Origin of the sequence: Bacillus jepli (genome assembly GCF_047238305.1) — a bacterium.
In the GTDB taxonomy this organism is placed as follows: Bacteria; Bacillota; Bacilli; order Bacillales; family Bacillaceae_L; genus Ferdinandcohnia.
On the sequence record NZ_JBDFMO010000001.1, the window covers coordinates 2,079,214 to 2,105,486 of the forward strand.

General features: G+C 38.5%; 26 protein-coding genes. 24 read left to right on the plus strand and 2 right to left on the minus strand.

Annotated elements, in window-relative coordinates:
- The first annotated feature begins 171 nt into the window (after nt 1-171).
- The 17 genes from rpiB to ABC371_RS10545 all read left to right on the plus strand — a co-directional run bounded on the left by rpiB (nt 172) and on the right by ABC371_RS10545 (nt 16,886).
- Nucleotides 172-654, plus strand: a complete 483-nt coding sequence (gene rpiB, locus ABC371_RS10465; protein ID WP_412896746.1) for a ribose 5-phosphate isomerase B — start codon at nt 172-174, stop codon at nt 652-654.
- A gap of 50 nt (nt 655-704) precedes the next feature.
- On the plus strand, nt 705-1,676 hold the full coding sequence (gene glpX / locus ABC371_RS10470; RefSeq protein ID WP_412896747.1) for a class II fructose-bisphosphatase: 972 nt from the start codon (nt 705-707) through the stop codon (nt 1,674-1,676).
- A gap of 42 nt (nt 1,677-1,718) precedes the next feature.
- Complete coding sequence (gene tkt, locus ABC371_RS10475; protein ID WP_412896748.1) at nt 1,719-3,731, plus strand: transketolase; 2,013 nt, start codon at nt 1,719-1,721, stop codon at nt 3,729-3,731.
- Nucleotides 3,732-3,860: 129 nt separating this feature from the next.
- The gene (locus ABC371_RS10480) at nt 3,861-4,691 is read left to right on the plus strand and encodes an amino acid ABC transporter substrate-binding protein (protein WP_412896749.1); all 831 of its coding nucleotides are present in this window, start codon (nt 3,861-3,863) and stop codon (nt 4,689-4,691) included.
- Nucleotides 4,675-5,379: an amino acid ABC transporter permease gene (locus ABC371_RS10485; protein WP_412899325.1), complete on the plus strand. Its 705-nt coding sequence runs from the start codon at nt 4,675-4,677 to the stop codon at nt 5,377-5,379. The genes ABC371_RS10480 and ABC371_RS10485 overlap by 17 nt, the downstream gene beginning before the upstream one ends.
- Nucleotides 5,380-5,391: 12 nt before the next feature.
- Nucleotides 5,392-6,141, plus strand: a complete 750-nt coding sequence (locus tag ABC371_RS10490; protein ID WP_412896750.1) for an amino acid ABC transporter ATP-binding protein — start codon at nt 5,392-5,394, stop codon at nt 6,139-6,141.
- A 77-nt stretch (nt 6,142-6,218) separates the two neighbouring features.
- Complete coding sequence (locus ABC371_RS10495) at nt 6,219-6,815, plus strand: NADPH-dependent FMN reductase (protein WP_412896751.1); 597 nt, start codon at nt 6,219-6,221, stop codon at nt 6,813-6,815.
- 119 nt (nt 6,816-6,934) lie between these two features.
- Nucleotides 6,935-7,657: a FadR/GntR family transcriptional regulator gene (locus tag ABC371_RS10500; RefSeq protein ID WP_412896752.1), complete on the plus strand. Its 723-nt coding sequence runs from the start codon at nt 6,935-6,937 to the stop codon at nt 7,655-7,657.
- A gap of 94 nt (nt 7,658-7,751) precedes the next feature.
- Nucleotides 7,752-8,471, plus strand: coding sequence for a (Fe-S)-binding protein (locus tag ABC371_RS10505; protein ID WP_412896753.1), 720 nt, complete (start codon nt 7,752-7,754; stop codon nt 8,469-8,471).
- Nucleotides 8,472-8,486: 15 nt separating this feature from the next.
- Nucleotides 8,487-9,914, plus strand: a complete 1,428-nt coding sequence (locus tag ABC371_RS10510; RefSeq protein ID WP_412896754.1) for a LutB/LldF family L-lactate oxidation iron-sulfur protein — start codon at nt 8,487-8,489, stop codon at nt 9,912-9,914.
- Entirely contained in the window at nt 9,914-10,630 is a 717-nt protein-coding gene (locus tag ABC371_RS10515; RefSeq protein ID WP_412896755.1) for a LutC/YkgG family protein, read from the plus strand. Before ABC371_RS10510 ends, ABC371_RS10515 begins: the two co-directional genes overlap by 1 nt.
- Before the next feature lie 208 nt (nt 10,631-10,838).
- Nucleotides 10,839-12,575, plus strand: coding sequence for a LytS/YhcK type 5TM receptor domain-containing protein (locus ABC371_RS10520; RefSeq protein WP_412896756.1), 1,737 nt, complete (start codon nt 10,839-10,841; stop codon nt 12,573-12,575).
- Nucleotide 12,576: 1 nt separating this feature from the next.
- A complete protein-coding gene (locus tag ABC371_RS10525; RefSeq protein ID WP_412896757.1) occupies nt 12,577-13,308 on the plus strand; it encodes a LytR/AlgR family response regulator transcription factor in 732 nt (243 codons plus the stop codon).
- Between the two features lie 160 nt (nt 13,309-13,468).
- Nucleotides 13,469-14,920, plus strand: a complete 1,452-nt coding sequence (locus ABC371_RS10530) for a carbon starvation CstA family protein (protein WP_412896758.1) — start codon at nt 13,469-13,471, stop codon at nt 14,918-14,920.
- Entirely contained in the window at nt 14,921-15,067 is a 147-nt protein-coding gene (locus tag ABC371_RS10535) for a hypothetical protein (RefSeq protein WP_412896759.1), read from the plus strand.
- Between the two features lie 163 nt (nt 15,068-15,230).
- A complete protein-coding gene (locus tag ABC371_RS10540; RefSeq protein ID WP_412896760.1) occupies nt 15,231-15,527 on the plus strand; it encodes a HesB/YadR/YfhF family protein in 297 nt (98 codons plus the stop codon).
- Between the two features lie 132 nt (nt 15,528-15,659).
- Nucleotides 15,660-16,886 (plus strand): DUF438 domain-containing protein, encoded by a 1,227-nt coding sequence (locus tag ABC371_RS10545; protein ID WP_412896761.1) that lies wholly within the window; start codon nt 15,660-15,662, stop codon nt 16,884-16,886.
- Nucleotides 16,887-17,105: 219 nt separating this feature from the next.
- On the opposite strand, the gene ABC371_RS10550 is transcribed toward ABC371_RS10545, so the two are convergent.
- A complete protein-coding gene (locus ABC371_RS10550; RefSeq protein ID WP_412896762.1) occupies nt 17,106-17,309 on the minus strand; it encodes a hypothetical protein in 204 nt (67 codons plus the stop codon).
- 467 nt (nt 17,310-17,776) lie between these two features.
- Here ABC371_RS10550 and ABC371_RS10555 point away from each other — a divergent pair, with 467 nt between their 5' ends.
- Complete coding sequence (locus ABC371_RS10555; RefSeq protein ID WP_412896763.1) at nt 17,777-18,193, plus strand: DUF1284 domain-containing protein; 417 nt, start codon at nt 17,777-17,779, stop codon at nt 18,191-18,193.
- A gap of 25 nt (nt 18,194-18,218) precedes the next feature.
- Here ABC371_RS10555 and ABC371_RS10560 read toward each other — a convergent pair whose 3' ends face one another.
- Nucleotides 18,219-19,235, minus strand: coding sequence for a DUF1646 family protein (locus ABC371_RS10560; protein ID WP_412896764.1), 1,017 nt, complete (start codon nt 19,233-19,235; stop codon nt 18,219-18,221).
- A gap of 217 nt (nt 19,236-19,452) precedes the next feature.
- On the opposite strand from ABC371_RS10560, the gene ABC371_RS10565 reads away from it, so the two are divergent.
- The 6 genes from ABC371_RS10565 to ABC371_RS10590 all read left to right on the plus strand — a co-directional run bounded on the left by ABC371_RS10565 (nt 19,453) and on the right by ABC371_RS10590 (nt 26,260).
- Entirely contained in the window at nt 19,453-19,944 is a 492-nt protein-coding gene (locus ABC371_RS10565; RefSeq protein WP_412896765.1) for an RNA polymerase sigma factor, read from the plus strand.
- Nucleotides 19,937-20,515, plus strand: coding sequence for a hypothetical protein (locus ABC371_RS10570; protein WP_412896766.1), 579 nt, complete (start codon nt 19,937-19,939; stop codon nt 20,513-20,515). Before ABC371_RS10565 ends, ABC371_RS10570 begins: the two co-directional genes overlap by 8 nt.
- Nucleotides 20,512-21,252 (plus strand): YfjL-like protein, encoded by a 741-nt coding sequence (locus tag ABC371_RS10575; RefSeq protein WP_412896767.1) that lies wholly within the window; start codon nt 20,512-20,514, stop codon nt 21,250-21,252. The genes ABC371_RS10570 and ABC371_RS10575 overlap by 4 nt, the downstream gene beginning before the upstream one ends.
- Nucleotides 21,253-21,389: 137 nt before the next feature.
- Nucleotides 21,390-21,857 carry a MarR family winged helix-turn-helix transcriptional regulator gene (locus tag ABC371_RS10580; protein ID WP_412896768.1) on the plus strand — a complete coding sequence of 156 codons (468 nt, stop codon included), beginning with the start codon at nt 21,390-21,392 and terminating at the stop codon, nt 21,855-21,857.
- Nucleotides 21,854-24,982, plus strand: a complete 3,129-nt coding sequence (locus tag ABC371_RS10585) for an efflux RND transporter permease subunit (RefSeq protein WP_412896769.1) — start codon at nt 21,854-21,856, stop codon at nt 24,980-24,982. Before ABC371_RS10580 ends, ABC371_RS10585 begins: the two co-directional genes overlap by 4 nt.
- Nucleotides 24,983-25,201: 219 nt before the next feature.
- Entirely contained in the window at nt 25,202-26,260 is a 1,059-nt protein-coding gene (locus tag ABC371_RS10590; RefSeq protein WP_412896770.1) for a peroxiredoxin family protein, read from the plus strand.
- Nucleotides 26,261-26,273 lie beyond the last annotated feature (13 nt).

The following is a 26,273-nucleotide window of genomic DNA, read 5'->3' on the forward strand; positions in this document are numbered from 1 at the left end:
TAATAATATATAAGGCAAGGGTTTATTTGATTAATAGAGGATTATTAGGTTTTTATAATAAACAAAAATAAACGAAAATAAATATTGAAAAAAGAAAATAAATATAATAGAATAATAGCATAGTAATAATGAAAAATAACTTCATGTGAAAAAACGAAAGGGGATTCGAAAGTGAAAATAGGAATCGGATGCGACCACAATGCTTTTGATTTAAAAGAAATTGTAAAAAGATACGTTAAAGAACTTGGTCATGAAGTAGAGGACTATGGATGTTATTCAAAGGATGCTATTGATTATCCAGATGTTGCTTTCAAGGTTTCCGCAGGTGTCAGTAATGGTGAAGTGACCCGAGGAATTCTACTTTGTGGTACTGGAATTGGAATGTGTATTGCAGCTAATAAGTATCCAGGAATTCGTGCTGCACTTACTCACGATGTATATTCTGCTGAAAGAGCTCAATTAAGTAATGATGCACAAATTATTACCATCGGTTCTCAGATTCTCGGACCAGAAGCTACGAAAAAGGTTGTTGCTGCATACTTAAACTCGAATTGGGCTGGCGGTTCTCAACGTAAAGTTGATAAAATCGTTGAAAAAGAAAAAGAATTTTTCACTGAAATTAGTAAAGAAATTTCTTCAAATTCTTGCAACTAGTTCCTATATGAAAAATTTGGGCACAAAGCTTTTGCTAAAGGAGTGGTCCAATGAATCAATTAATCTATGATTTTTTACGAGTAACTGAATCTGCAGCTATTGCTTCATTACCTTGGATTGGAAGCGGAAACAAAGTGGAAGCGGACAGAGCTGCTACGAACTCCATGAGATCAATGCTGAATCAAGTCAAAATGGACGGTGTCGTGGTCATTGGTGAAGGGGAAATTGATGAAGCACCTATGCTATATATTGGTGAAAAGGTAGGAACAGGTACGGGAAAGCAGATTGATATCGCGGTAGACCCGATTGATGGAACTACCTCCACATCGAAAGGACAAAATGATGCGATTGCAGTTATTGCCGCTGCTCCAAAAGGGGCCTTACTTCATGCACCAGATATGTACATGAAAAAAATTGCTACAGGACCAAAGGCCGCAGGAAAGATAAATATCGATGCTCCCCTTGAAGATAATTTGTATGCGGTTGCAAAGGCGTTAGAGAAAGAGGTAAACGAGCTAACTGTTATTATCCAGGATCGCGACAGACATCAAGATATGATTAATACTGTGCGTGACTTAGGTGCAAAAACTTATTTGTTTGAAGATGGGGATGTCATACCTGCGATTTCAACTTGTATTGAATCATTGCAGGCGGATTTGTTTATTGGAATTGGAGGTGCCCCAGAAGGTGTTTTAGCGGCAGTAGGTATTAAGGGACTGGGTGGAGAAATGCAAGCAAGACTTCTTCCGAGATCGGAGGAAGAGCATCAAAGATGTAGAAATATGGGGATTGAAGATGTTAATCAAGTTTTGACACATGAACAATTAGTATCAGCAAAAGATTGCGTATTTGTTGCAACAGGAATCACGAGTAATATGCTATTAAATGGAATCAAACGAGAACAAAACAAGATCATCACACATTCGATTATGATTAATGGAAATGATCAAAAATTACGTTGTACTGAATCGGTTCATACGATGAGTGATGAACAAATATTATTTACTAAGAAGAGCAGTTGATTGGTTTCAATTGCTTTTCGATTTGTAAAAGGAGGAAAAGATATGGTAAGCACAGTCTCAGTTGACCAATTATCGGTAAATGCAATTCGGACATTATCCATTGATATGATTGAAAGAGCGAACTCTGGACATCCGGGATTGCCGATGGGGGCAGCACCAATGGCTTATGTACTATGGACAGATTTTTTAAAGCATAATCCTAAAAATTCAAAATGGTTTGATCGGGATCGCTTTATTCTATCTGCTGGTCACGGATCAGCTCTTTTGTATAGTCTATTGCATCTCTCTGGTTACAATGTAACCATTGATGATTTGAAAAACTTCCGTCAATTTGGTTCGAAAACGCCTGGACATCCAGAGGTTCATCATACAGACGGTGTTGAGGCAACAACAGGACCACTTGGACAGGGCATTGCGATGTCTGTAGGTATGGCAATGGCTGAACGCTTTTTAGCAGCTACATACAATAAAGAAAATTTTTCAATCATTGACCATTATACATATGCGCTTGTTGGCGATGGTGACTTAATGGAAGGAATCTCTCATGAAGCGGCATCATTAGCAGGCCATTTAAAACTCGGTAAGCTAATCGTTTTATATGATTCAAATGATATATCTTTAGATGGTGATTTAAACCGTTCCTTCTCAGACAATACAGAAGAACGTTTTAAAGCCTATGGATGGCAGGTGTTACGAGTTAAAGATGGTAATGATTTAGCTTCCATACGTAAAGCAATACTAGAAGCAAGAGAAAATACGAGCCAACCAACATTAATTGAAATCAAAACTGTGATCGGCTACGGTTCACCAAATAAAGCTGGTTCTTCTGACGCACATGGTGCTCCACTTGGTAAGAAAGAAATTGAATTAGTAAAAAAAGCTTATCAATGGGATTACGAGGAATTCGAAGTTCCTTCAGAAGTTTATAAAGATTTTCAGGAGAAGATTGTGGAACCAGGTAAAGTTTCGGAAGCTAAATGGAATGAACTGTTTGCAGCTTATAAGTCTGAAAATCCTAAAGTTGCCATTGAACTTGAATCAGCGATCAAAGGTGAATTACCAGAAGGATGGGAGCAAAGCCTTCCGGAATTTACACCTGGAGTGGATACGCTAGCAACGAGAGCATCTTCAGGGAAAGTATTAAATGCGATTGCAAAAGCTGTTCCGTATTTTATTGGAGGAAGTGCCGACTTAGCTGGTTCCAACAAAACAACCATTACAAGTGAAGATGATTTCACACCTACTAATTTCGCAGGACGGAATATTTGGTTTGGCGTACGTGAATTTGCAATGGGGGCTGCATTAAACGGTATGGCACTTCACGGTGGTGTTAAAGTGTACGGAGGTACGTTCTTCGTATTTAGTGACTATTTAAAACCTGCAATCCGTCTATCTGCGTTAATGAATACACCAGTTACTTATGTGCTTACACATGATTCAATTGCAGTAGGTGAGGATGGACCGACTCACGAACCAATTGAGCAGCTAGCAGGCTTACGTTCGATTCCTAATTTATCAGTCATTCGTCCAGCTGATGGTAATGAAGTACAAGCCGCATGGCGTCTAGCTGTTGAAAGTAAAGAACAGCCAACAGCCCTCGTATTAACAAGACAAAACCTTCCTACACTAGAAGGTACAAAGGAAAATGCATATTTAGGTGTAAAAGCTGGTGCATATGTGGTTAGCAAAGGTGAAAAGGAAGTACCAGATGCACTATTACTTGCTTCCGGTTCTGAGGTACAGCTAGCTGTTCGTGCTCAATCAATATTAAAGGAAGAAGGAATAGACGTTAATGTTGTTAGCATGCCTTCGTGGGATCGCTTTGAAAAACAAGATGAAGCTTATAAAGCAAGTGTATTACCCGAAAATGTGAAGGCTAGGGTTGGGATTGAAATGGCGTCCTCTATAGGTTGGCATAAATATATTGGGGAAAAAGGGATAGTACTTTCCGTAGACACATTTGGTGCTTCGGGTAATGGAGATAAGCTTATCGAGGAATATGGGTTTACAGTTGAAAATGTAGTTAAACAAGTAGAGAAACTTGTGAAAGAATGAATATTGGGAGCCAGCAAATCGTTGCTGGCTTCTTTTTTTATCCTCTTAACCCAGTGAATGAGAATAGGTAAACTTGTAAAATCTACTACTAATACGAAATACAAATTTATTTCATTGGGGGTATTCATAATGAAGAAATTCCTTTTTCTTTTTTCATTTATATTTGCCATTGCTTTTGCCCTAGCAGGATGCGGTGGAACAGATAATGATAACAATGCAGGTAACGATGAAAAGAATGATACGAAACAAACTGGTTCCCTATTTGATGACATTAAGGAAAAGGGTGTTTTAACAGTTGGAACAGAGGGTACGTATGCTCCTTATACTTTCCACAACGAAGAGGATCAATTAACAGGCTATGATGTGGAAGTGATTAAAGAGGTCGCCAAGCGCATGGACCTTGAGGTTAAGTTTATGGAAACCCAATGGGACTCGATGTTTGCTGGTCTTAATTCAAAGCGCTTTGATTTAATTGCCAACCAAGTGGGAATTAATGAGGATCGTCTAACCAATTATGATTTCTCTGAACCGTATACCTACTCCTCAGCTGTCCTTGTTGTCTCAAAAGATAATAGTGATATAAAAACATTTGCGGATTTAAAAGGAAGAAAAGCTGCGCAATCCTTGACGAGTAACTATGGTGCCATCGCTCAAGAGGATGGTGCGGAAATCGTAGGTGTAGAAGGACTTGCACAGTCAATTGAATTGATCAAGCAAGGGCGTGCCGAGGCTACGGTGAATGATAAGCTTGCAGTTCTTGATTATATAAAATCACAAGGCGACGAGAGCATCAAAATTGCAGCTAGTTCAGATGATGTTTCAGAGATGGCGTTTACTTTTAATAAAGGGAATGAAGATTTAGTTAAGGCTATTAATGAACAATTGGCTGCAATGAGGGAAGATGGGACGTTAGCAAAAATCTCTCAGGAATGGTTTGGTGAAGATGTTTCTACAAAATAGCGTTATATTAACCATTACTGCAAATATGGAGGGATGGGAGTTATTCATGAACTCCCTTCCTTCCATGCTTTCAGGGGCGATTCAGTATACGATTCCACTTACACTTATTTCATTTATCGGTGGACTCATTCTTGCGTTGCTTACAGCGATGATGCGATTGTCAAAATCAAGACTCATTCAAGCTCCAGCTATTTTCTATGTTTCAGCGATTCGCGGAACACCATTGCTTGTGCAATTATTTATTATTTTCTATGGATTGCCCAACATTGGGGTGAATATTGATCCTTTCCCAAGTGCGGCGATTGCATTTATTTTAAATGTGGGGGCCTATGCATCTGAAATCATTCGTGCGTCCATTTTATCGATTCCAAAGGGACAATGGGAAGCCGCATTTACTATTGGTATGACAAGATGGACAGCACTAAGGCGAATCATCCTTCCACAAGCGGCAAGGGTCTCCGTACCTCCGTTGTCCAATTCCTTTATTAGTCTTGTAAAAGATACATCCCTTGCTTCATTGGTTTTAGTCGCTGAATTATTTCGCAAGGCACAGGAGATTGCAGCAAGGACATACGATTTCCTTCTGTTATATATTGAAGCTGCCCTAATCTATTGGGTGATTTGTTTCATTTTATCACTCATTCAAGCAGGGTTAGAACGGAGATTGAGCAGGTATGTGGCAAGATAGAGAGGTGAGGGTATGTTTTTATCGGTAACGGGTTTGGCGAAATCTTTTGGTGAAAATGAAGTGTTAAAAAACATCGATTTCGATGTGAAAAAAGGAGAAGTCGTCTCTATTATTGGTCCATCCGGTTCTGGAAAAACAACCATGCTCCGCTGTTTTAATGGCTTGGAACAACCGGATAAGGGAATCTATCAGTTTGAAGATGGGCTTTCGCTTAATTTTGCTGAAAAAGTAAGGAAACAGGACATCATTCAGTTGAGCAGAAAATCAGGCATGGTTTTTCAATCTTATAATCTTTTTCCACATAAAACAGCCCTTCAAAATGTAATGGAGGGACCCGTGATTGTTCAAAGACGAAATAAAACCGAAGCAAGAAATGAGGCAGTAGAGCTGCTTGAAAAAGTCGGACTGCAGGAAAAAATGGATTTATATCCTCATCAACTTTCAGGTGGACAGCAGCAGCGGGTTGGGATTGCAAGAGCATTAGCACTAAAACCGGAACTTCTTTTATTCGATGAACCCACTTCAGCCTTAGATCCTGAATTAATCGGAGACGTTTTAAAGGTAATGAAAGATTTAGCCAATGAAAATTGGACCATGATTATTGTGACCCATGAAATTCAATTTGCAGGTGAGGTATCCGACAAAGTCTTATTTATGGATGGCGGGTACATTATCGAGCAAGGAGACCCTGATGAAGTATTGAAAAATCCAAAGGAAGAGCGGACAAAACGATTTTTACAAAGAATTTTGAACCCAACTTAATAAGGCGTATAAATCTTGTTGGGAAGCAGGAAATTAAAAGTGAATTGCTTTTCTTAACTACATAGGTGGTGGTAAGTATGGGATTTTTAGACAAACTGTTTGGCAAAAATAAAATAACGGAGGAAACAAAAATGCCTGAAGAAAAATTAAACATTGGGATTATTTTAGGAAGTACACGTGAAGGACGCGTAAGCCCACAGGTTGGAGAATGGGTGAAGGGGATTGCAGACCAACATGGAAACGCAAATTACGAAATTGTTGATATTAAGGATTTTGATTTACCGTTTTTAGGTACAGCAGATTCTCCTGGAATTGCGAAATGGAATGAAAAGCTAGCAAGACTGGATGGATTTGTGTTTATTGTACAAGAATACAATCACAGTATGACAGGAGCTCTTAAAAATGCGTTTGACCTAGCGCGTGAAGCCTGGAATAATAAATCAGCTGGAATCGTTAGCTATGGTTCTACAGGTGGAGCACGTGCCGCAGAACATGTACGTGGTGTTTGTGGGGAATTAATGATTGCCGACGTTCGCACACACCCTACATTATCTTTATTTACTGACTTTGAAAACGGAACAGATTTCAAACCACAAGATTTACACCTTGATAATGTGAAGATGATGTTAGACCAAGTTGTTTCTTGGGGTAAAGCGTTGAAGGCAGTGAGATAATTAAAGTGTAAAGAAAGCAAGATGGATTATGCTTGCTTTCTTTTTTACGTATTTATTTTTCCATTATGGTCAGAATCACAGTATAATTAAGTTGATATCATCATTACGGAGGACCATCCATGGAATACAAAAAAATCAAACCGAAAAAAATCTATGAAGAGGTTACGGATGCTTTACAAGAGGCAATTCGATCTGGAAAGCTAAAACCTGGAACAAAGCTTGAATCCGTTCAACAGCTAGCAGAAAGCTTTCAAGTCGGTCGTTCTGCAATTCGGGAAGCATTAACTGCACTAAAAGCGATGGGCTTAATTGAAATGCGTCAAGGCGAAGGAACGTATGTAAAGGAATTTCATGCTGAGGACCTCACATTTCCACTAGCCACTGCTATGTTAATGAATCAACAGGATGTCATGCATCTTCTTGAAGTTCGAAAAATCATTGAAACCGGGGCTGCCGCAACAGCAGCGAAAAAACATACCTCTGAAAATCTAAGTAAAATAGAATCTGCACTTAATGGGATGAAGATTGCATTAGGAAATGAAGAGCTTGGTGAAACCTCGGACCTCCAGTTCCATCTTGCCATATCAGAAGCTACCCAAAATCCAATTTTAACGAATTTATTATTGCACGTGTCCGACCTCATGCAAGAAACGATGAAGGAAACGAGAAGAATCACTTTATTTTCTAAAGAAAAAACAACAGAACGATTATACAATGAACATTTATCCATCTATGAAGCAATTGCAGCGGGAAATGAAGAAGCAGCACGAAGCGCGATGCTATCACATCTGAACAATGTAGAGGAAACATTAGAGAACTTTTTTAAAGAATCTCTAAAATAGACTTTAATAAGATGGAAAAAAGTAGTAACATAGTTCTTGATAATAAGGTCATCAGATGACCTGTTTACTTGCTTTGTTAAGGGGGAAAACAAAAATGAAAGTCACTTTATTTGCCACCTGCCTAGTCGATATGTTTCAAACAAATGTGGGGAAAGCAACGGTTGAGCTATTAGAGCATCTCGGCTGTGATGTGGAGTTTCCACTATCTCAGGTCTGTTGCGGACAGCCTGCTTATAATAGTGGATATGTAGAAGAAACAAAGAAAGCCATGAAAAAGATGATTGAAAGCTTTGAAAGTGCGGAGTACATTGTATGTCCATCAGGCTCCTGTGCAAACATGTTCCACGAATACAAGGATATTTTTAAAGGTGACCCCATATGGGAGCCAAAAGCAATCGAACTTGCGAAGAAAACGTTCGAACTCACTCAATTCATTGTCGAGGTTTTAGAAGTAACAGATGTTGGTTCAACCTTCAAAGGAAAAGTAACTTACCATACATCCTGTCACATGACTCGGCTATTAGGGGTAAAGGAACCACCTATTAAACTATTAAAAAATATTGACGGTGTTGAATATGTTGAGCTTCTAGGTAAGGAGAATTGCTGTGGCTTCGGGGGAACCTTCTCTGTAAAAATGGGACAAATCTCTGAGAAAATGGTTGATGAAAAAGTACAATGCGTTGAAACGACAGAAGTCGACTATCTTATCGGAGCAGATGCGGGCTGCCTCATGAATATTGGCGGAAGAATTAACAGACAAGGTAAGCCTATAGAAGTTTTACATATCGCAGAAGTATTAAACTATCGAAACTAGAGGAGGGGAGAAATAGTGGCACTAAAAACAAGCAACGAAAAGTTTAAGACACGTGTTCAAAAGGAAGTTCAAAACACCTTCATGAGAGGTGCGGTATCAAAAGCCCAGGAAACCATTCAAGGCAGAAAGCAAACGGTTACAGATGAATTGGGGAACTGGGAAGAATGGCGTAACCACGGAGAAGAAATTCGCCAACACGTCCTTGAAAACTTAGATTATTACCTCTTTCAATTAAGTGAGCAGGTTTCAAACCGAGGTGGACATGTATTCTTTGCTCAAACCGCCGAAGAAGCAAGTACATACATCAGTGATCTCGCAAAAAAGAAGGAAGCGAAAAAAATAGTTAAAGCAAAATCAATGGTGACAGAAGAAATCAGCTTAAATCAAAAGCTTGAGGAAGCGGGATGCCAAGTCATTGAAACAGACCTTGGTGAATACATCTTGCAAATGGATGATCATGATCCACCATCCCATATCGTTGTACCGGCATTGCATAAAAATAAAGAACAAATTCGCGATGTTTTTGCGAATAAAATGGACTATAAAAATTCGGAAAAACCAGAAGAACTAGCCTTGTTTGCGAGAGAATCATTGAGACAGGAGTTTTTACAGGCAGATCTGGGGATTACAGGATGTAATTTCGCAGTTGCAGAAACAGGTTCGATTACTCTCGTAACAAACGAAGGGAATGCAGATCTTGTCGCTGCCCTCCCGAAAACACAGGTTGTCGTGATGGGGATGGAGCGTCTCGTTCCAACATTTGAAGAAATGGAAGTATTAGTTGGAATGTTAACGAGAAGTGCTGTCGGTCAAAAATTAACAAGCTATATCACGACATTGACAGGACCTCGTGAAGAAGGCGATGTTGATGGACCAGAAGACTTTCATCTTGTTATTGTAGATAATGGGCGTTCAAATATACTAGGGACGGAATTCCAATCCGTTTTACAATGTATACGCTGTGCGGCATGTATTAATGTTTGCCCAGTATATCGTCATGTTGGAGGGCATTCCTATGGATCGATTTATCCAGGTCCAATTGGGGTTGTACTAACGCCGCTGCTAGGTGGTTATGATGATCACAAGGAATTACCATATGCCTCAACCCTTTGTGGCGCTTGTACGGATGCTTGTCCAGTCAAAATCCCACTTCATCAATTGATTCATAAACATCGTGAGGTTATCGTGGAGAGGGAAGGGCGTGCACCTATCTCTGAAAAACTATTAATGAAAGCATTTGGTTTCGGTGCTTCTTCACCATCTCTTTACCAAATGGGTTCAAAACTTGCACCAACATTAACGAAGCCACTTACTCATGGTGACAAAATTACAAAGGGAGTCGGCATGCTGAAAGAATGGACCGATGTACGTGACTTCCCAGCACCAAATAAAGAAAGATTCAGAGATTGGTTTAAAAATCGAGAAACAGGAGGCGAGGAGTAATGAAGGGAATCATCCAAAACCGCGACGCCTTCCTCGATCAAATTGCAAAACAGCTTGGTCGTGAGCGAAAAACAACGTTAACACCACCTGTGTGGAAGCATAACCCACAGGAGGAAGTATTAAAGGATGCAACCGTGGATGAGTTAGTAGAAGTTTTAAAGCTTCAATGCACAAAAATTCATACGGAGCTCATCATGACATCAAAATCCAAGCTTTCAGAAGACCTAGAAAAGAAAATCAAAGAATTCGGTAGCGGTCCAATCGTTACCTGGAAGGACGAACGTTTCAAACAATTTGGTCTTCAGTCATTACTAACAGAAAAACTACCTTCTGAACAAGAAGATGTTTTTGAATGGAATCCTGACCTAGGAAAAGAAAACATCACAAAGGCAGAACAAGCAAACATTGGAATTACCATAAGTGAAATCACATTAGCAGAATCAGGCACAGTTGTGCTATACAGTGGTCCAAATCGTGGAAGAACCATCAGCTTCCTACCGGCCCACTCAATCGTAATTGTCCCAAAAAGCACAATCGTCCCACGGATGACCCAAGCCGCCAAGCTTATCCGTGAAAAAGTCAAAAACGGTGAGCAGGTTCCTTCTGCGATCAACTTTATCACAGGACCAAGTAACTCTGCAGATATTGAAATGAACCTTGTTGTTGGGGTGCATGGACCAGTGAAGGCAACTTATATTTTGGTGGAGGATTTATAGTGTCAAAAGAATGATTTCACTGAGCATCCTAATTTACGAGAGTTAAGCCCTCCATCCACGATGAAGGGCTTTCTTTCTATCAAACTTCCAACAATCTCCCCTTCAAAAAACTAACCCAAACCCTCAAAATCTTGTTACAATAAAGGTACAGAGGGACACTGGACCTGTCCCATTGTCCCAATCATGTCCTAAAAAAGGAGCATGTCCTATGTTCGAACTTTTAATTACAATGTTAGAGCGGTTAGGGATTATTGTTGCAATCGCTTTTATTTTGACGAGATTGAAGTTTTTCAGAGGGATGATGTACCAGGATGAGCTGAATCGTTGGCAGAAGCTTGTGGCGATTGTCTTCTTTGGTTTCTTTGGAATCATCGGTACGTATACAGGTCTTAGCCTTAATACAGAAAGCCTACAATTTAACCGCTGGGCATCAGGTTTGACTCCTGATGAAGCGTTAGCAAATTCACGCGTGATTGGTGTGGTGCTAGCAGGTCTACTAGGTGGTTACAAGGTAGGGTTAGGTGCGGGGCTTATTGCTGGTATCCATCGTTTTACACTTGGTGGGTTTACCGCATTTTCCTGTGGCTTTGCATCCATTATCGCAGGTTTTATATCAGGTTACTTTTATAAGAAAAATAAGCATGTGAAATTAAGTACAGCATTTATTATCGCGGCGTCCGCAGAAGCACTTCAAATGCTTGTTATCTTGCTTTTCTCGCGTCCTTTTGAAAAAGCGTGGGCTTTAGTTGAAATTATTGGGATTCCGATGATTGTCGCAAATGGACTAGGGTGTGCCTTATTTCTCATGATCATAAAGAGTGTAATTAATGAGGGTGAGCGAGCTGGTGCAGTTCAAGCCCAAAAAACCCTTCGCATTGCAGACAAGACGCTTGTCCATTTACGAAACGGGTTGAATCGAGAGACAGCTCAGGCGGTTTGTCATATCATTCAGGATGAAATCCAAGCAACAGCTGTGGCGATGACCAATACCCAAGAAATTTTAGCACATGTGGGATTAGGACATGACCATCATCGTTCGCAAATGCCAATCCAAACGCTAATTACAATGGATGTCATTCATAATGGTAATATTGTAATCGCCAACAAAAAGATGATTCAGTGTCGAGATGAGGATTGTCCGCTCGGTGCGGCTGTAATTGCTCCATTAAAACGGAGAGATGAAACGATTGGGACGCTAAAATTCTATTTTCGTTCTGAGAAAGAAATTACACCTGTTGTGACAGAACTTATTTCAGGTTTGAGCTCTCTTTTAAGTAATCAGCTTGAAATTGCGGAAGCCGATAAAGCCTTTCAGCTTGCAAAAGAAGCTGAAATTAAAGTGCTTCAAGCTCAAATAAGTCCGCATTTTCTTTTTAACACGCTGAACACGATTCTCTCTTTGGTAAGAAGAGATCCAACAAAGGCTAGGAAACTACTCGTTTCCCTATCACATTTCTTACGTCAAAACCTGTCCGTTACCACACAAAATGTAACGACCCTGGAACAGGAATTGCGACAAGTGAAGGCCTATTTAGAAATAGAGGGAACTAGATTTGTAGATAAACTAAAGGTAGTTTATAAGGTTGAAGAAGCTGCATTGTATCAGTATATCCCACCACTTACCCTCCAGCCGATTGTTGAAAATGCCATTAAACACGGGATGAAGAATCGTGATGGGGATTTCCATATCATGATTACGATTCAAAGAGAGAATGACTGTGTGTATGTAAAGGTTGAGGATAATGGAATGGGAATGAATGAAGAACGTGCGAAGGAAATTTGCATTACCCCGATCAAGTCAGAAAAAGGTAGTGGAGTCGCTTTATACAATGTCAATCGTAGGCTTACCATGTTATTTGGTGAAAAGTCTGCATTAGCCATTAAAAGTGAAGAAAATAAAGGAACGGAGATTGCTTTTTCAATTCCACTAACGGAGGCTGTATAAAATGGAATCAAAAATTAAAACTCTTATTGTCGATGATGAATTATATAGTCGTGATGAGCTCTCTCATTTATTGGAGACCTATCCAACCATTCAAATAGTTGGAGAAGCTGATTCAGGGGAGTCAGCCATTTTAAAATCAATTCAGCTTCAACCAGATGTTGTCTTTTTAGATGTGGAAATGCCTAAATTAAATGGGATGGACGCTGCCAAAGCTCTCTTGGAATTGAAAAAACCACCACTTATTGTGTTTGCCACTGCATACCCAGAATTTGCCGTGGAAGCCTTTCGTTTTAATGCGATCGACTATTTATTAAAGCCGTTTGATGAGGAACAGCTTAAGGAAACCGTTAAACGAATCGAAAAACTTCTTCATACACCAGATGAAAAGGAAAAGGGAAAACAAACAGGGAAATTGGCGATTGATTCAAGTGGGGAGATTATCTACCTTGAACCACTGGATATTTTATATATTGCCAAGGATGAGAAAGTAACGAAGCTTGTGACAAAAATGGGCGAGTATGAGACAAAAACTCAGTTAAAGGAATTGGAAAACAGACTTGAATCATTTGGGTTCTTTCGGATTCATAAAAGCTTCCTCGTGAATTTAAAATATGTCACTAGACTTACCCCTTGGTTTAATGGAGCCTACCAATTGGAAATTGAAGGAAGAGAAGAACAGCTTTCAGTTAGCCGTAATTATGTTAAAGCATTACGTGCACAATTAGAAATTTAAACAAATGAAGGTAGAAATTTTGCGTTTTAGTTCACAAATTTGACACGTTATCGTCAAATTTCTACCTTTTAATCTTAAAATCTTCTAAACTTCAAATTTTCTACTATAATAAATGTAAACGCATTCATAACTTTAATAGAGGGAATAAGGGGGAAATAACATGATTACATTTTTAGCGAGTATTGCTTTGTTAATCATTGGATACTTTACGTATGGTAAATACGTTGAAAAAGTATTCGGTGTTAAGGAAGAACGTACTACTCCAGCTTATGTAAATGCAGACGGTGTAGACTATATTCCAATGAGTACCAAGAAAAATTCTATGATTCAGCTTCTGAATATTGCGGGGACTGGACCTGTATTCGGACCAATTATGGGAGCGCTTTACGGACCAGTTGCTTTCATTTGGATCGTTGTTGGATGTATTTTTGCAGGTGCCGTTCACGATTATTTAACTGGAATGATTTCCATCCGTAACAAAGGAGCTCACTTACCAGAGCTTGCAACGAAGTTTTTAGGTAAAGCAATGAAGCATGTGGTTAACGCTTTTGCTGTTTTACTACTATTATTAGTTGGTACAGTATTCGTTTCAACACCAGCTTCACTTTTAAATCTTTTATTAGAAGGAAAAGTGGCTTTAGGTATTCTTATCGCAGTTATTTTCATTTACTACATCTTGGCTACTTTATTACCAGTTGATAAAATTATCGGTCGTCTTTATCCTTATTTTGGAGCAATCCTTTTAATCAGTGCTGTTGGAATCGGCGTTGGTTTAGTCGTAAAAGGTGCACCAATTCCAGAACTTTCATTATCAAATTTCCATCCTGATAATGCACCAATTTTCCCATTATTATTCTTTACAATTACTTGTGGTGCTTTATCTGGATTCCATGCAACACAAACACCTATTATTTCTCGTACAACACAAAAGGAAAGTCAAGGACGTAAAATTTTCTACGGGATGATGATTGCTGAAGGTATCATCGCTATGATTTGGGCAGCAGCAGCTATGAGCTTGTTCGATGGTTACGGCGGCCTACAAGAACTTCTTGCAGCTGGTGGTCCAGGGGCCATTGTAAGTGAAGTTTCAACATTAATGCTTGGTGCAATTGGTGGAACACTTGCAGTACTAGGTGTTATCGTATTACCAATTACTTCTGGTGATACAGCATTCCGTAGTGCACGTATGATTATTGCTGAATATCTAAATTTGGCTCAAAAGAAAATCTCTAGTCGTCTATGGATTGCTATTCCATTATTCGCAATCTCTGTTGTTCTTACTCAAATCGATTTCAATATTCTTTGGAGATATTTTAGCTGGGCGAACCAAGCAACAGCTGTTATTGCCTTATTCGTAGGTGCGATGTACTTATACATTGCAAAAAAGAATTACTGGATTTCATTAATTCCAGGAACTTTCATGCTATGCATGGTAATCACGTATATCTTGAATGCTCAAATTGGATTCCGTTTGCCTATGAATATTGCATGGTACGGTGGTTTTGCAGGAACAATCATCCTTGTCGCATTATTCTTCCGTCAAGCAGCGAAATATCGTGCGGCCAATCTACCACTTGAAGAAGATATTACAAACTATAACCGGGTGGCCTAAATGGGGTGCTGTAGTCCTGAATATCGGAAGGTAGTCGAGGATCAAGAGAAGAAGGTCAATCAAAATACGGACAAAGTTCCCGTTTGGGGCAAAATCGTGAGCGTAGCCATTATTGTGGGAGCTACAATCGCCTTTGTCCTCTTATAAGAAGAATTGCACGCAGTCATAATGATTGCGTGCTTTTTTAAGTTTGAGAAACATTTCACAAATTAGTTGGTTTCATATCCTTGAGATCTTTAGTACTATAAGATAATAAAGTCCATATTTCTGCACAAAATAGCAGAAGGACAGCCAGGGAGGTTCAATACATATGGAAATGACTATAAGTGATGCAGCATTAAAATGGTTTAAAGAAGACATAAGTGTAAAAAAAGGTGATTCCGTTCGTTTCTATCCAATGTTTTACGGAACTAGTCCCGTACAGGAGAAATATTCACTAGCTTTTTCTACACATGACGAACCCATTCAAATTCATACAAGTCAAAAAGTAGATGATATTATGTTCTATGTAGAAGAAGATGACATATGGTTTTTCAATGGTCATAATCTGATCGTTGACTATAGTCCAGATAAAGATGAATTGGAGTACCAATATCCGAAACCATAGATAAGTTAGTTAGGACTCACTTTTGTGGGTCTTTTTAATTTGCAATGTGATTCGAATCACGAACCTTTTCCTTAAACTATGTTACTTTCATCATAGCAAGTGTTTTCACATAGTTTGAAAGGAGAAATTTGTGTGAGTGAACTTATTAATAACCGAGAACAATATAAAATCAGTGATATAGAGAGAGAAACTATTATCAAACAAAGCTTTTTGGATTTACATAATGGGAAATCAGTAGAAGAGATAAAATCCCGTTTAGCAAATAAGGTTGGTTATATTACGATAGGAGAGATCTCTAGACTACAGCATGTATTGGTGGAAGAAGAGAACATCCCAGCAGGTGAAGCAACAGAAATTTGTTTACAGCATCGGGAGATTTTTAAGGATTTAATTGAAGAAACCATGGCTACTCATCCTGAAGAACAACCTGGGCACCCAGTGCATACTTTTAAGCTTGAAAATAGAGAATTAGAAAAGCTAGTAAACGATAGAATCAAGCCGCATTTGCAAACTTTTGAACAAGATGATCATGAAGAGAACCGAATGAAGCTACTTGAGGATTGCAACCTCTTATTGGATATTGGTAAGCATTATGAAAGAAAAGAGCAACTCCTTTTTCCATATCTTGAAAAGTACGGAATTTATGGTCCAACCAATATGATGTGGAAAATCGATGACTTCATACAGGATGCAATCAAAGATGCTAAAAAAATGCTGACAAATTACGAGGGGGATAGACAATCTCTCATTGAAGTTATTCAATTTTTTATTGACCAAGTAAACGAGATGATTTATCGGGAAGAAAATATTCTTTTCCCAATGTCCTTAAATAATTTAACAGAAGATGAGTGGATGAAAATTGCCAATGAAAGTGATGAAATTGGATTTTGTTTAATTTCACCTGAGGATTGGAAACCGGCACGAAATGTAATTGAAGATGAAGACATCGCAACAAAAGGATTTATTAAGATGGAAACTGGTATTTTATCTTTAAAACAGCTTGAATTACTGTTAAACCATTTACCGGTTGATATTACGTTTATCGATAAGGATGACGTCGTTCGTTATTTTTCCAAAGGAAAAGAGCGTATTTTTGCAAGGACAAAAGCGGTTATTGGGAGAACGGTTCAAAACTGTCACCCTCCAAGAAGTGTTCATGTTGTTGAAGAATTACTTGAAGACTTCAAATCAGGAAGAAAAGATGTTGAAGATTTCTGGATCAAAGCAAAAGGGAAATACGTGTATATCCGTTATTTTGCCGTTCGGGATGAGGATGGAGAGTATATTGGAACGATGGAATTCTCGCAAAATATAGCACCTATTCAGGAAATTGAAGGAGAAAAACGGATTTTATCATAGAGAATACGAAAAAATGCTGACACTGTGGTGTCAGTTTTTTTATTTGGAAAAGGTAGATTATAGCTAAAATCGATAGAAACTGAATAAAATCGATAGAACCGAAATAAAATCGATAAAACTCAAATAAAACCGATAGAACCGAAATAAAATCGATAAAACTGAAATAAAGTTGATAGAATGAAAATAAAACAGCCGCCAGACTAACGGTAGTGTTCACAATTACCCACAAAAATAAAAAGAACCATCATTTCCATCAGTGAATGATTGGTTCTTATATTTGGTACGGTATAAGTGATCCTTTTTCGTTTTTGTCATTCTTGATTGCATATCAATTAATGCAAATGGGCTTCTTCCGTTTTCGGGATTTCGCTTTCCTTCACGTACAAGTTTTTCACGCTTTTTCCGAGCGTTTGATTTTGCCATCTTCATCACCTCTTCAAAATATTTACATCTTCAGTATACATCGTTTATCCGTAAGTTTCCATCGCGAATTTTTCAAGTTAATGGGCATATTCCCAAACAGAACCCAAATGCTTGAATAGGATATAAACGAGAATTAAATTGGGGAGGTGCCAATTTTGGCTGATAACAAAGAAATGGAAAACCGTGAAGAACAAGAAACACAACGAGTGGATGCATGGGAATTCTTTTGGGGGAGAAGACCAAGATCTCAAGAGGAAGAAATTGAAGAAGAATAGACTTTTCAATAGTACCTGTCACCATAGGAAAAACGTCCTGTGGTGATTGGTACTTTTCTTTTACTGTAGGAGCGATCCAAATGGGGATAAAATAATGGTAGAAAGTAGATACATAAAATTATAGAATATATATATGTAAACTGATATTTGTTATTGGTTGACAATGAAGCTTCGAAAAGATAGGGGGCTATTATGTATAAACTGCGCGGTCATCACTTATTTTGCCTTTTGGGCTATCGAGGAATGGGCTATTCTCAGGAATATGTGGAAAATATGACGATTGTTCATCAAACCCTTAGAAAGAATCCGAAAACATTAGTTCAAATTGTAAAAGGACCGGATCATTTATGCGAAAAATATCCAAACAACGGGAAATACCATTGTGAAGACAATTCCATCTACGAAAGGGATGCTCAAATTCTAGAAAAAATGGGCCTCCGAATTGGACAAATTTTGAGATGGGAGGACGTCGAATCACGAATCCAAAGGCATGTCGTGCCATCCGATATTCAAACAGTCTGCGAGTCCTGTTCGTGGCGTTCATATGGCGTTTGTGAAGAAGGAGTACAAGAAGTTCTGGACGGAAAAGGACTACGAGAAGTCAATTAAAAAATGCCTAGAGATAGGCATTTTTTTATATCAAATAGATAATTAAGTAATATCCAAGCATGACACAAAGCCCGACTGGTACGCCAAACTTCGCCCATTCTTTACTGGTAATGTCTAGTTTTCCTGCGGCAATGATATTCGGAATGTTACCTGGAATCAGCATTCCTCCACTAATCAATAAGCCTAGTAAAATTGATTGAATCGTAAAATGGTCCATCGCTGGACTAATTTCTGCAGCTGCTAAAGTGGCATTATCGAGAATCGCGGAAATCATGTTTAACCAGTAAAGTAACAATGGATCAAGTCCGATGAAATAACGATTGATCATTGGCTCAAAGCCTGAACCTAATAAGGTTAACCCCATTACGAAAAAATAAATCTTCAGGGCTCGTACGAAAATTTCCTCATAGGTCTCACGATTTGATTCTTTTTCAATTGATACTTTTTTCCGTTTTGGTGGTTCAACTACAAAGGTTGCCAACAAACCAAAAAGAAGGAATGAAGCAAATATTTGTGGACCAATTAAACCGATTAAAAAGAAAAACTCTTCATTAAGCTTACTAATGGCAATCGTTGATAGAGGTTCTCCGATTGGGGTCAGCGCTGCGCCCAATCCAATTGAAAAACAGGAAATTACGACGAAGCGGATTGCAGATCCACGCTCAAGTCTCAACGAAGTTACAATCAATACAAGTACAAGTGCCGCTATGATGGCTGTTATTATACTTGAAATCAGCCCTAAAAAGATGACAACGATCCCAATAAATAAGCGAAATGGGATTTTGCGACTCATTCCAACGATGGATTTTTGCAAGGTTGCATGAAACCATTTAAATAATAGCCCCGCAATTAAAACGGCTAGTGTAATTTTAATGGGATCATAGGATGCTCGTATAAAAAGCTGGCTACTGAATACACCACCAACAACCGCAGCAAGAAGCCCCATGAAAAAGAGAAAGACCTCTAAATTTTTTTCGATAAGCTTAACTGAAAATGGTAAAAGCAAAACAAGGATTAAAATCACTAATAGACCGAAAAACATCTACATTCCCCCAACTTTCCTAATGTGTCCTCCCCTAAGCAAGTAATAAAATCATATGCGTAAAATCGGACAAACTTGCTTATTTTTTCATTTACATAAGACAGCCCTTGGATTAAGCTTTGGGAGATTAGAAAATTAAAATAAGTTTGTAACGAAAACGGATTACAAGGTACTAATACAATGAATGAACAAAAATAAAACAGATAGGGAGAGGAAAATGGAGCTAGAGGAGCTATATAAAGAAGTACAACCACGAATATATGCTTTTTTCTTTATCAAAACCTCTAGCAAAGAGATTGCGGAAGACTTAACGCAAGAGGTTTTCTATGAAGCACTTAAAAGCATTCATACCTTTTCGCAGCAATCAACAATCCAGACGTGGTTATTCTCCATTGCGAAAAATCGATTGTTAAAGCATTATCGCTCCAAAAAATATAAGACGCAGCTAAACGAGTTGCTTAAAAAAGAAAAAGGGGAATCGACTACACCGGAGGAGGAAGTACTAAAACGGGAAGTGAAACAAAGTCTAATCGAGCATATCAACCGGTTAGATGATGTATCAAAAGAAGTTGTAACACTAAGAATCTACGGAGAGTTATCGTTTAAAGAGATTGGCAGCTTGCTAGGAAAAAGTGAAAACTTTGCCAGAGTCACATTTCACCGGGCAAAACTTAAGCTTCATAAGGAAATGGAGGGATATCATGGATAAACGTAAACAAGCAATCATTGAGGATTTGCTTCCTCTCTACAATGAAGGACTGTTGAGTCCAGAAACGACCACATGGCTAGAGGAACAAATACAGCATAACCAAGAACTACAAAAGCTCATGGACCAAGCAATGACTCCGCTCGAAAAGGATGAAATCGAATCGCCTGTTCAGCACGATAAAATGATCACAAACATCAAAAGAAGGCTCGCACTCTATCAACTCATTTTTGTTGGACTATCCTTTTTCCTTGCCATTCAAACATCCATGCTCAATGAAAGCTTTGGTTTTATTTTATGGTATGCAGTACTTGGATTACTCACTTACCTCTTTTACAAAGATATGAAAATTGTTTTTTACATCTCATTTATCCCAATCTTTATTTGGTCACTTGGTGGTAATATAGGTGACTTTATACAAGGGGACATGGGATCCACAGTTTCATTCGGGCAGTTTTTATGGCAATCCTTTATGGGATCCATCTTGGTAACCTTGATTCATTATTTATTTGCTTTTATCGGCAGCATGATTGGATTTTTATATTTAAAAATAAGGAATGGTGAGGATAAATGAAAAAACGAAAAATAATGTATAGTATTCTACTTGGTTTGCTCGTTTTGTTCGTCCTATATATTTATAACGAATTTAATGGAAATCCAGTGAGTAAACTATATTCGACAAAAGTTCTTGAGAATTATCTAGAGGAGACGTACCCTGACCGTGAGTTCCGGATTGAGGAGGGATTCTATAATTTTAAGTTTTCAAGCTATGATTTTAATGTAATTGAAATTGGTGCGACTCCCCCTAATGAGAATGGACCAAAGACATATGAATTTAACGTTAGAGGATTTTTAAGACCTTATGTGATTCTTGACTCCATTTACACAGAGAATTTAGATGAGCCAGTAATGGAAAAATTAAGTGCGGAAGCTCAAACGGAAATTACTGCTTTACTGAAGCAATCCGTTCCGACTGTGAAAGGAATCGGAGTTTCATTAGAGGTTCAAAAAGGTGATTATGACATGAATACAACATGGAGCAAGGATATGAAACTAGAAAAGCCAATCGGTATGCATATTGTGTTGGATTCAACCCAATCAACAAAGGAAGATGTTTTAACGGAGTCCCAAGTCATTCAAAAGGTTCTCAATGAAAATAACTATTCCTATGAATATGTCACCATTAACGGGAACATCATTGATGACGCTAATGCCGAATATGTAAAAGATGATACGGGATATGTAAAGTATTATGTTTCATTTGAAATGGTCACAGACATTGAGTTGAAGGATATTGAGGTAATTGAATAGCTGAAAAATAAATCAACATCTCTCTTCTTTTTAGAGGGATGTTTTTTATTGACATTTAATATGGTGCGAATTATAGTTAACTTTGTTAATAGTTAAATAGTTTAACTATTATTTAATAATGTGAGGTGATTACAACTATGGCTATAACAAACATTAAAGAATTAGTTGATTCTTATATAGATGTATCTTTTTCAGTAAATACCACCGCGGAGTCGCTTGTGAAGGAACAAATCGGAAGTGACCTTACAAATGAACAGCATTATACACTGCGCTACATAAATAAGGTAGGTTCTAGCACATCAACAGAACTTGCAGAAGTCTTTGAAGTAAAAAAGAGTGCGATTACAGCCATCATTAATCGCCTTTTTGAAAAGGGTTTGATTCAAAGAACACGGGATGAAAATGACCGGAGAATTGTTTACTTAACATTGTCAAACGAAGGAAATGAACTATTTACCAAGACAGAGGAGCGGGTTCATAAGCTAGTCGAATCGATCATTGGTGAATTTTCTGAAGAGGAAATTGTTCAATTTCTAAAAACGTATGAAAAGCTAAATGGAATCCTACAACAAATCAAAAATAACAGGGTGGTGGATAAAGTATGAATTTTATCATCAAACGGAAGTGGTTTGTCTTAATTGCATGGATTGTTGTTGTGGCTGGATTATTTCTTGCAGCTCCAAATATGGCGGATCTTGTCCGTGAAAAGGGTCAAATCACCGTTCCAGACGAATACTCATCCTCCATTGCAGGAAAAATTTTAAGCGATGCCCAATCCCAGGAGGGTGGCGGAAATGAAACACAGGTTGCACTTGTGTTTCACGATGAAAAGAAGCTAACCGAAGACGAAATCAATGAAGCTGAACGGGCAATCCGACTTCTTGAAGAAAAGAAAGACGAGATCGGGATTACCGAAATTTTGACTCATTTTAACGAAGATTCATTGAAGGAACAGCTAGTTTCAGAGGATGGGAAATCAATCCTAGCATCTTTAACAGTAAGCTGGAACGATCGTGAACCAAAAGAAGTTGGCGAAGCTTTATATCAGGCAATTGAAGATGTTAAGGTTGATCACTATTACACAAGTGAATGGCTTATTACCGAGGACCTGATGACGAGTGCTCAAGAAGGCTTGAAAAAGACAGAAGGTATAACAGTTGTCTTCATTCTGGTCGTTCTTTTACTTGTATTTCGATCATTAATTGCACCTATTATTCCACTTGTGACAGTTGGATTTGCTTATCTTGCGTCACAATCGATCGTTGCGATGCTGGTTGATCAATTTGACTTTCCAATATCCACCTACACACAGATTTTCTTAGTTGCAGTTTTATTTGGAATTGGAACCGACTACTGTATTTTGCTATTGAGTCGCTTTAAAGAGGAGCTTTCACATCGAGAGAGCTTAACAGAAGCGATAATTGAAACGTATAAAAACGCAGGACGCACTGTTCTGTTTAGTGGGATTGCGGTCATGATTGGATTTGCGGCAATTGGGTTTTCACAATTTATTTTATATCAATCTGCAGTCGCTGTAGCAGTTGGGGTAGCCCTTTTATTAGCTGCCTTGTTTACGGTCGTTCCATTTTTTATGGCTGTTTTAGGGAAAAAAATATTCTGGCCATCTAAGAAAAACTTAGAACATGGGGACAGCAAAATCTGGGAAGCGGCTGGTCGTTTCTCATTAGGTCGTCCATTGTTATCGTTATTAGTTGTAGCGGCAATCGTTGCTCCATTTTTATTTGTATATGATGGAGACATCTCCTATGATTCATTAGAAGAATTAAGTGGTGATGTAAATTCTATCAAAGCCTTCAACGCCATCGCAGGCAGCTTCGGACCAGGTGAATCTATGCCAACTCAAATCGTTTTAAAAAATGATGAGGCGATGGACTCCACCGAATATATCGAACTGGCAGAAAAAATCAGCCAAGAAGTGGAAAAGGTAGACTTAGTTGACACAGTTCGCTCTGTCACACGACCGACAGGCGAACCAATCGAGGACCTATTTGTGATAAACCAAGCTAAAACACTTGAGGAAGGTCTTGGTGAAGGGAAAGATGGACTCACTCAAATTAAGGATGGCTTAGAGGAAGCAGGTAGTGAGCTCGCAAAATCAGAGCCGGAACTTAAAACGGCTACAGATGGAATCGGTGAGTTAATCACAGGTACAAACCAAGTCAAATCAGGCCTTACCGAAATCCAATCCAATCTTTCAAAAATCGAGTCTGGCATCCGTAGTGGAACAGCTGGAATTGACACGATGATTGCCGAGGTTGATAAGGCAAAAGCCGGCGCGGAAGAATTAGGCACCTATTATAATAATCTATTAGCAGGGTATAAAGATGCTCAAGGCGGTATTGCTACATTACTTGAACAGTACTCAGGAGTGGCTTTACAATTAGACCAATTATCAACTCAGTTAAATCAATTTAACGAACAAGGGTTTATAGATTTTGAGGGCAGGCACCAAGGGGTTACCGCGGATCCATTTTACGGTGGTGTTAAAGAAAGCATTCTTACCTTACAACAAGGGATCCCTGCCATATCTGGTGGCATAAAGACATTAAATGGTCATCTATCAGTGGCAAATGATGGATTAATAGAAGCAAACGCTGGTTTCGAGCAGTTGTTGAAAGAGCAAGAAGCACTACCAGCAGGTTTTGAACAGCTAATTGCAGGCCTTGAAAAGCTTAAAGGAGGACTTCTTCAAGCGGCAAATGGGCAAGGTCAAATTGTTCAAGGAATGCCACAAATCACAAATGGTTTAACCGGCATTAATGACGGCCAGAAGCAACTTCTTGATGGGTTCGGAAGCCTTGGTGGTCAAATCACCCAATTAACAGATGGACTCACGCAAAGTGCTGAGGGGCTTGGACAGGTTTCAGATGGTTTAGGATCTGCTCAAGAATATTTATCTGACCTTTCAAACTCTGAAGAATTAAATGCTTTTTACATGCCAGAAGAAGTGCTTGAAAGTGATGATTTTGCACAGGTTCTTGATGTATACATGTCTAATGACCGTAAAATCATGACATTGGATGTCATTTTTAAAGCAAACCCATATTCGAACGAAGCAATGGCTCAAATCGACGAAATTAATGCTGCTGTTGAAAGAGCAACGAAAGGTACAAAGCTTGAAAATGCTGATGTTGCACTGGGCGGTATCACAAGCACGAATACGGATTTAAGTAAAATGTCAGAACAGGACTATTCTCGAACAATTGTCTTGATGTTTATCGGGATTGCGCTTATTTTAATTTTCTTATTCCGTTCATTAATCATGCCAATTTATATCATCGGTTCATTGGTTTTAACCTATTACACATCAATGGCCATTAATGAAGTGATTTTTGTTAATATTCTTGGATATACCGGAATTAGCTGGGCAGTTCCATTCTTTGGATTTGTCATCCTCGTCGCACTTGGGGTTGACTACAGTATCTTCTTAATGGACCGCTTTAATGAATTCCGTGATATCTCAGTGGCAGATGCGATGCTTCTCTCTATGAAGAAGATGGGAACTGTTATTATATCAGCAGCCATTATTCTCGGAGGAACGTTTGCCGCAATGATGCCTTCTGGAATGCTATCGTTGCTGCAAATTGCGTCAATCACACTCGTCGGACTTATGTTATACGCATTTGTGATTCTGCCATTATTTATCCCAGTCATGGTTAAAAATTTTGGCATTGCCAACTGGTGGCCGTTCAAACGACCAACAAATTAACGAAAATGAGGCTCCTTTCGCGGGGCCTCATTTATTTATTAGGCAGATTTTGCCGTTTAAAAAGTTTACTGTTTTTAATCCAGAAATACTGTTTTTAATTTTGTTTTACTGTTTTTAATATCGAAATACTGTTCATAACTAAAAAATACTGTTCTTAGTCCCTCACTCAAGATAAATTCGAGATATAATAGTTGTACTAAATCACGCCGGAGGACAAGCATGCATTTTATACAAATTGGCTCGCTAGCCATTATGACAAAATGGGTCCTACTTGGAGTAGGATTAATAATAGGGCTTCTCGTTGCACGTTTCTGGTTATCGAAAACACAATCGAAAGCAATAACCAAGACGGTTCTAAACTTACTCACTAACGGTATTTTCATTGGTTTTTTATCGTGGAAAGGAAGTTTAATCCTTCTTGAACCAAAACTCGTTATGAAAAGTCCAATGTCCTTACTGTATTTTACAGGTGGTACGAAAGGTTTTGTAATTGCATTCGTAATTACAATACTCTATTTTCTGTATCATATGAAAAAGGGTACTGTTCACCCAATACTATTTATTCGTTCCATTCTAATTATGAGCTTCACAACCTTGATGATCTATGATTTACTTGCATTATTTTGGTTGCAGGAACAGATAGTCCTCCATTTTATAAAATCAATGAGTGCATTCTTTCTTTTATTGTTGACATTCTATTATAGAGGACAACAGAAAAAGGAAGTGTTTCATTTGTTTAAAAAGACAGCACTCATTGTGGGTTTAACAGGGCTTATCGTGTGGACCATCAATAGCAATATTTCATTCGCAACACCAAAAGAAGAGGTAGAAACAATCGAACAAAAAGTAGGGATATCCGAAGGTCAACTGGCACCTGATTTTACCTTGAAAACAATAAATGGAGAAGAATTGAAGCTTTCAACGTTTAGGGAAAAGAAAGTCATTTTAAATTTTTGGGCGAGCTGGTGCCCACCTTGTAAAGCAGAAATGCCACATATGCAGGAGTTTTATGTAGAAAATAAAGATTCCAATGTAGTTCTTTTATCCGTTAATTTAACAACCGCGGAGAAAAAGAGTTCGGATGTAGAGAAGTTTGTAGAGGACTACGAGCTCACCTTTCCTGTCATGCTTGATGAGAAAGGGGATATCGGACAAACCTATCAGGCCTACGCCATTCCAACGAGTTATTTAATTGATTCCAAAGGCGTCGTTCGGAAAAAAATAGTAGGACCAATGGATAAAGAAATGATGAACGGGTTAATCAATAGCGTTAAATAGCGGAAAAAGAAAA

Excerpts from the sequence above, each read along its gene's own strand:
- glpX (WP_412896747.1), top strand. The coding sequence starts at position 705 with ATGAATCAATTAATCTATGATTTTTTACGAGTAACTGAATCTGCAGCT.
- tkt (WP_412896748.1), top strand. The coding sequence starts at position 1,719 with ATGGTAAGCACAGTCTCAGTTGACCAATTATCGGTAAATGCAATTCGG.
- ABC371_RS10480 (WP_412896749.1), top strand. The coding sequence starts at position 3,861 with ATGAAGAAATTCCTTTTTCTTTTTTCATTTATATTTGCCATTGCTTTT.
- ABC371_RS10485 (WP_412899325.1), top strand. The coding sequence starts at position 4,675 with ATGTTTCTACAAAATAGCGTTATATTAACCATTACTGCAAATATGGAG.
- ABC371_RS10490 (WP_412896750.1), top strand. The coding sequence starts at position 5,392 with ATGTTTTTATCGGTAACGGGTTTGGCGAAATCTTTTGGTGAAAATGAA.
- ABC371_RS10495 (WP_412896751.1), top strand. The coding sequence starts at position 6,219 with ATGGGATTTTTAGACAAACTGTTTGGCAAAAATAAAATAACGGAGGAA.
- ABC371_RS10500 (WP_412896752.1), top strand. The coding sequence starts at position 6,935 with ATGGAATACAAAAAAATCAAACCGAAAAAAATCTATGAAGAGGTTACG.
- ABC371_RS10505 (WP_412896753.1), top strand. The coding sequence starts at position 7,752 with ATGAAAGTCACTTTATTTGCCACCTGCCTAGTCGATATGTTTCAAACA.
- ABC371_RS10515 (WP_412896755.1), top strand. The coding sequence starts at position 9,914 with ATGAAGGGAATCATCCAAAACCGCGACGCCTTCCTCGATCAAATTGCA.
- ABC371_RS10520 (WP_412896756.1), top strand. The coding sequence starts at position 10,839 with ATGTTCGAACTTTTAATTACAATGTTAGAGCGGTTAGGGATTATTGTT.
- ABC371_RS10525 (WP_412896757.1), top strand. The coding sequence starts at position 12,577 with ATGGAATCAAAAATTAAAACTCTTATTGTCGATGATGAATTATATAGT.
- ABC371_RS10530 (WP_412896758.1), top strand. The coding sequence starts at position 13,469 with ATGATTACATTTTTAGCGAGTATTGCTTTGTTAATCATTGGATACTTT.
- ABC371_RS10535 (WP_412896759.1), top strand. The coding sequence starts at position 14,921 with ATGGGGTGCTGTAGTCCTGAATATCGGAAGGTAGTCGAGGATCAAGAG.
- ABC371_RS10540 (WP_412896760.1), top strand. The coding sequence starts at position 15,231 with ATGGAAATGACTATAAGTGATGCAGCATTAAAATGGTTTAAAGAAGAC.
- ABC371_RS10550 (WP_412896762.1), bottom strand. The coding sequence starts at position 17,309 with ATGGCAAAATCAAACGCTCGGAAAAAGCGTGAAAAACTTGTACGTGAA.
- ABC371_RS10555 (WP_412896763.1), top strand. The coding sequence starts at position 17,777 with ATGTATAAACTGCGCGGTCATCACTTATTTTGCCTTTTGGGCTATCGA.
- ABC371_RS10560 (WP_412896764.1), bottom strand. The coding sequence starts at position 19,235 with ATGTTTTTCGGTCTATTAGTGATTTTAATCCTTGTTTTGCTTTTACCA.
- ABC371_RS10565 (WP_412896765.1), top strand. The coding sequence starts at position 19,453 with ATGGAGCTAGAGGAGCTATATAAAGAAGTACAACCACGAATATATGCT.
- ABC371_RS10570 (WP_412896766.1), top strand. The coding sequence starts at position 19,937 with ATGGATAAACGTAAACAAGCAATCATTGAGGATTTGCTTCCTCTCTAC.
- ABC371_RS10575 (WP_412896767.1), top strand. The coding sequence starts at position 20,512 with ATGAAAAAACGAAAAATAATGTATAGTATTCTACTTGGTTTGCTCGTT.
- ABC371_RS10580 (WP_412896768.1), top strand. The coding sequence starts at position 21,390 with ATGGCTATAACAAACATTAAAGAATTAGTTGATTCTTATATAGATGTA.
- ABC371_RS10585 (WP_412896769.1), top strand. The coding sequence starts at position 21,854 with ATGAATTTTATCATCAAACGGAAGTGGTTTGTCTTAATTGCATGGATT.
- ABC371_RS10590 (WP_412896770.1), top strand. The coding sequence starts at position 25,202 with ATGCATTTTATACAAATTGGCTCGCTAGCCATTATGACAAAATGGGTC.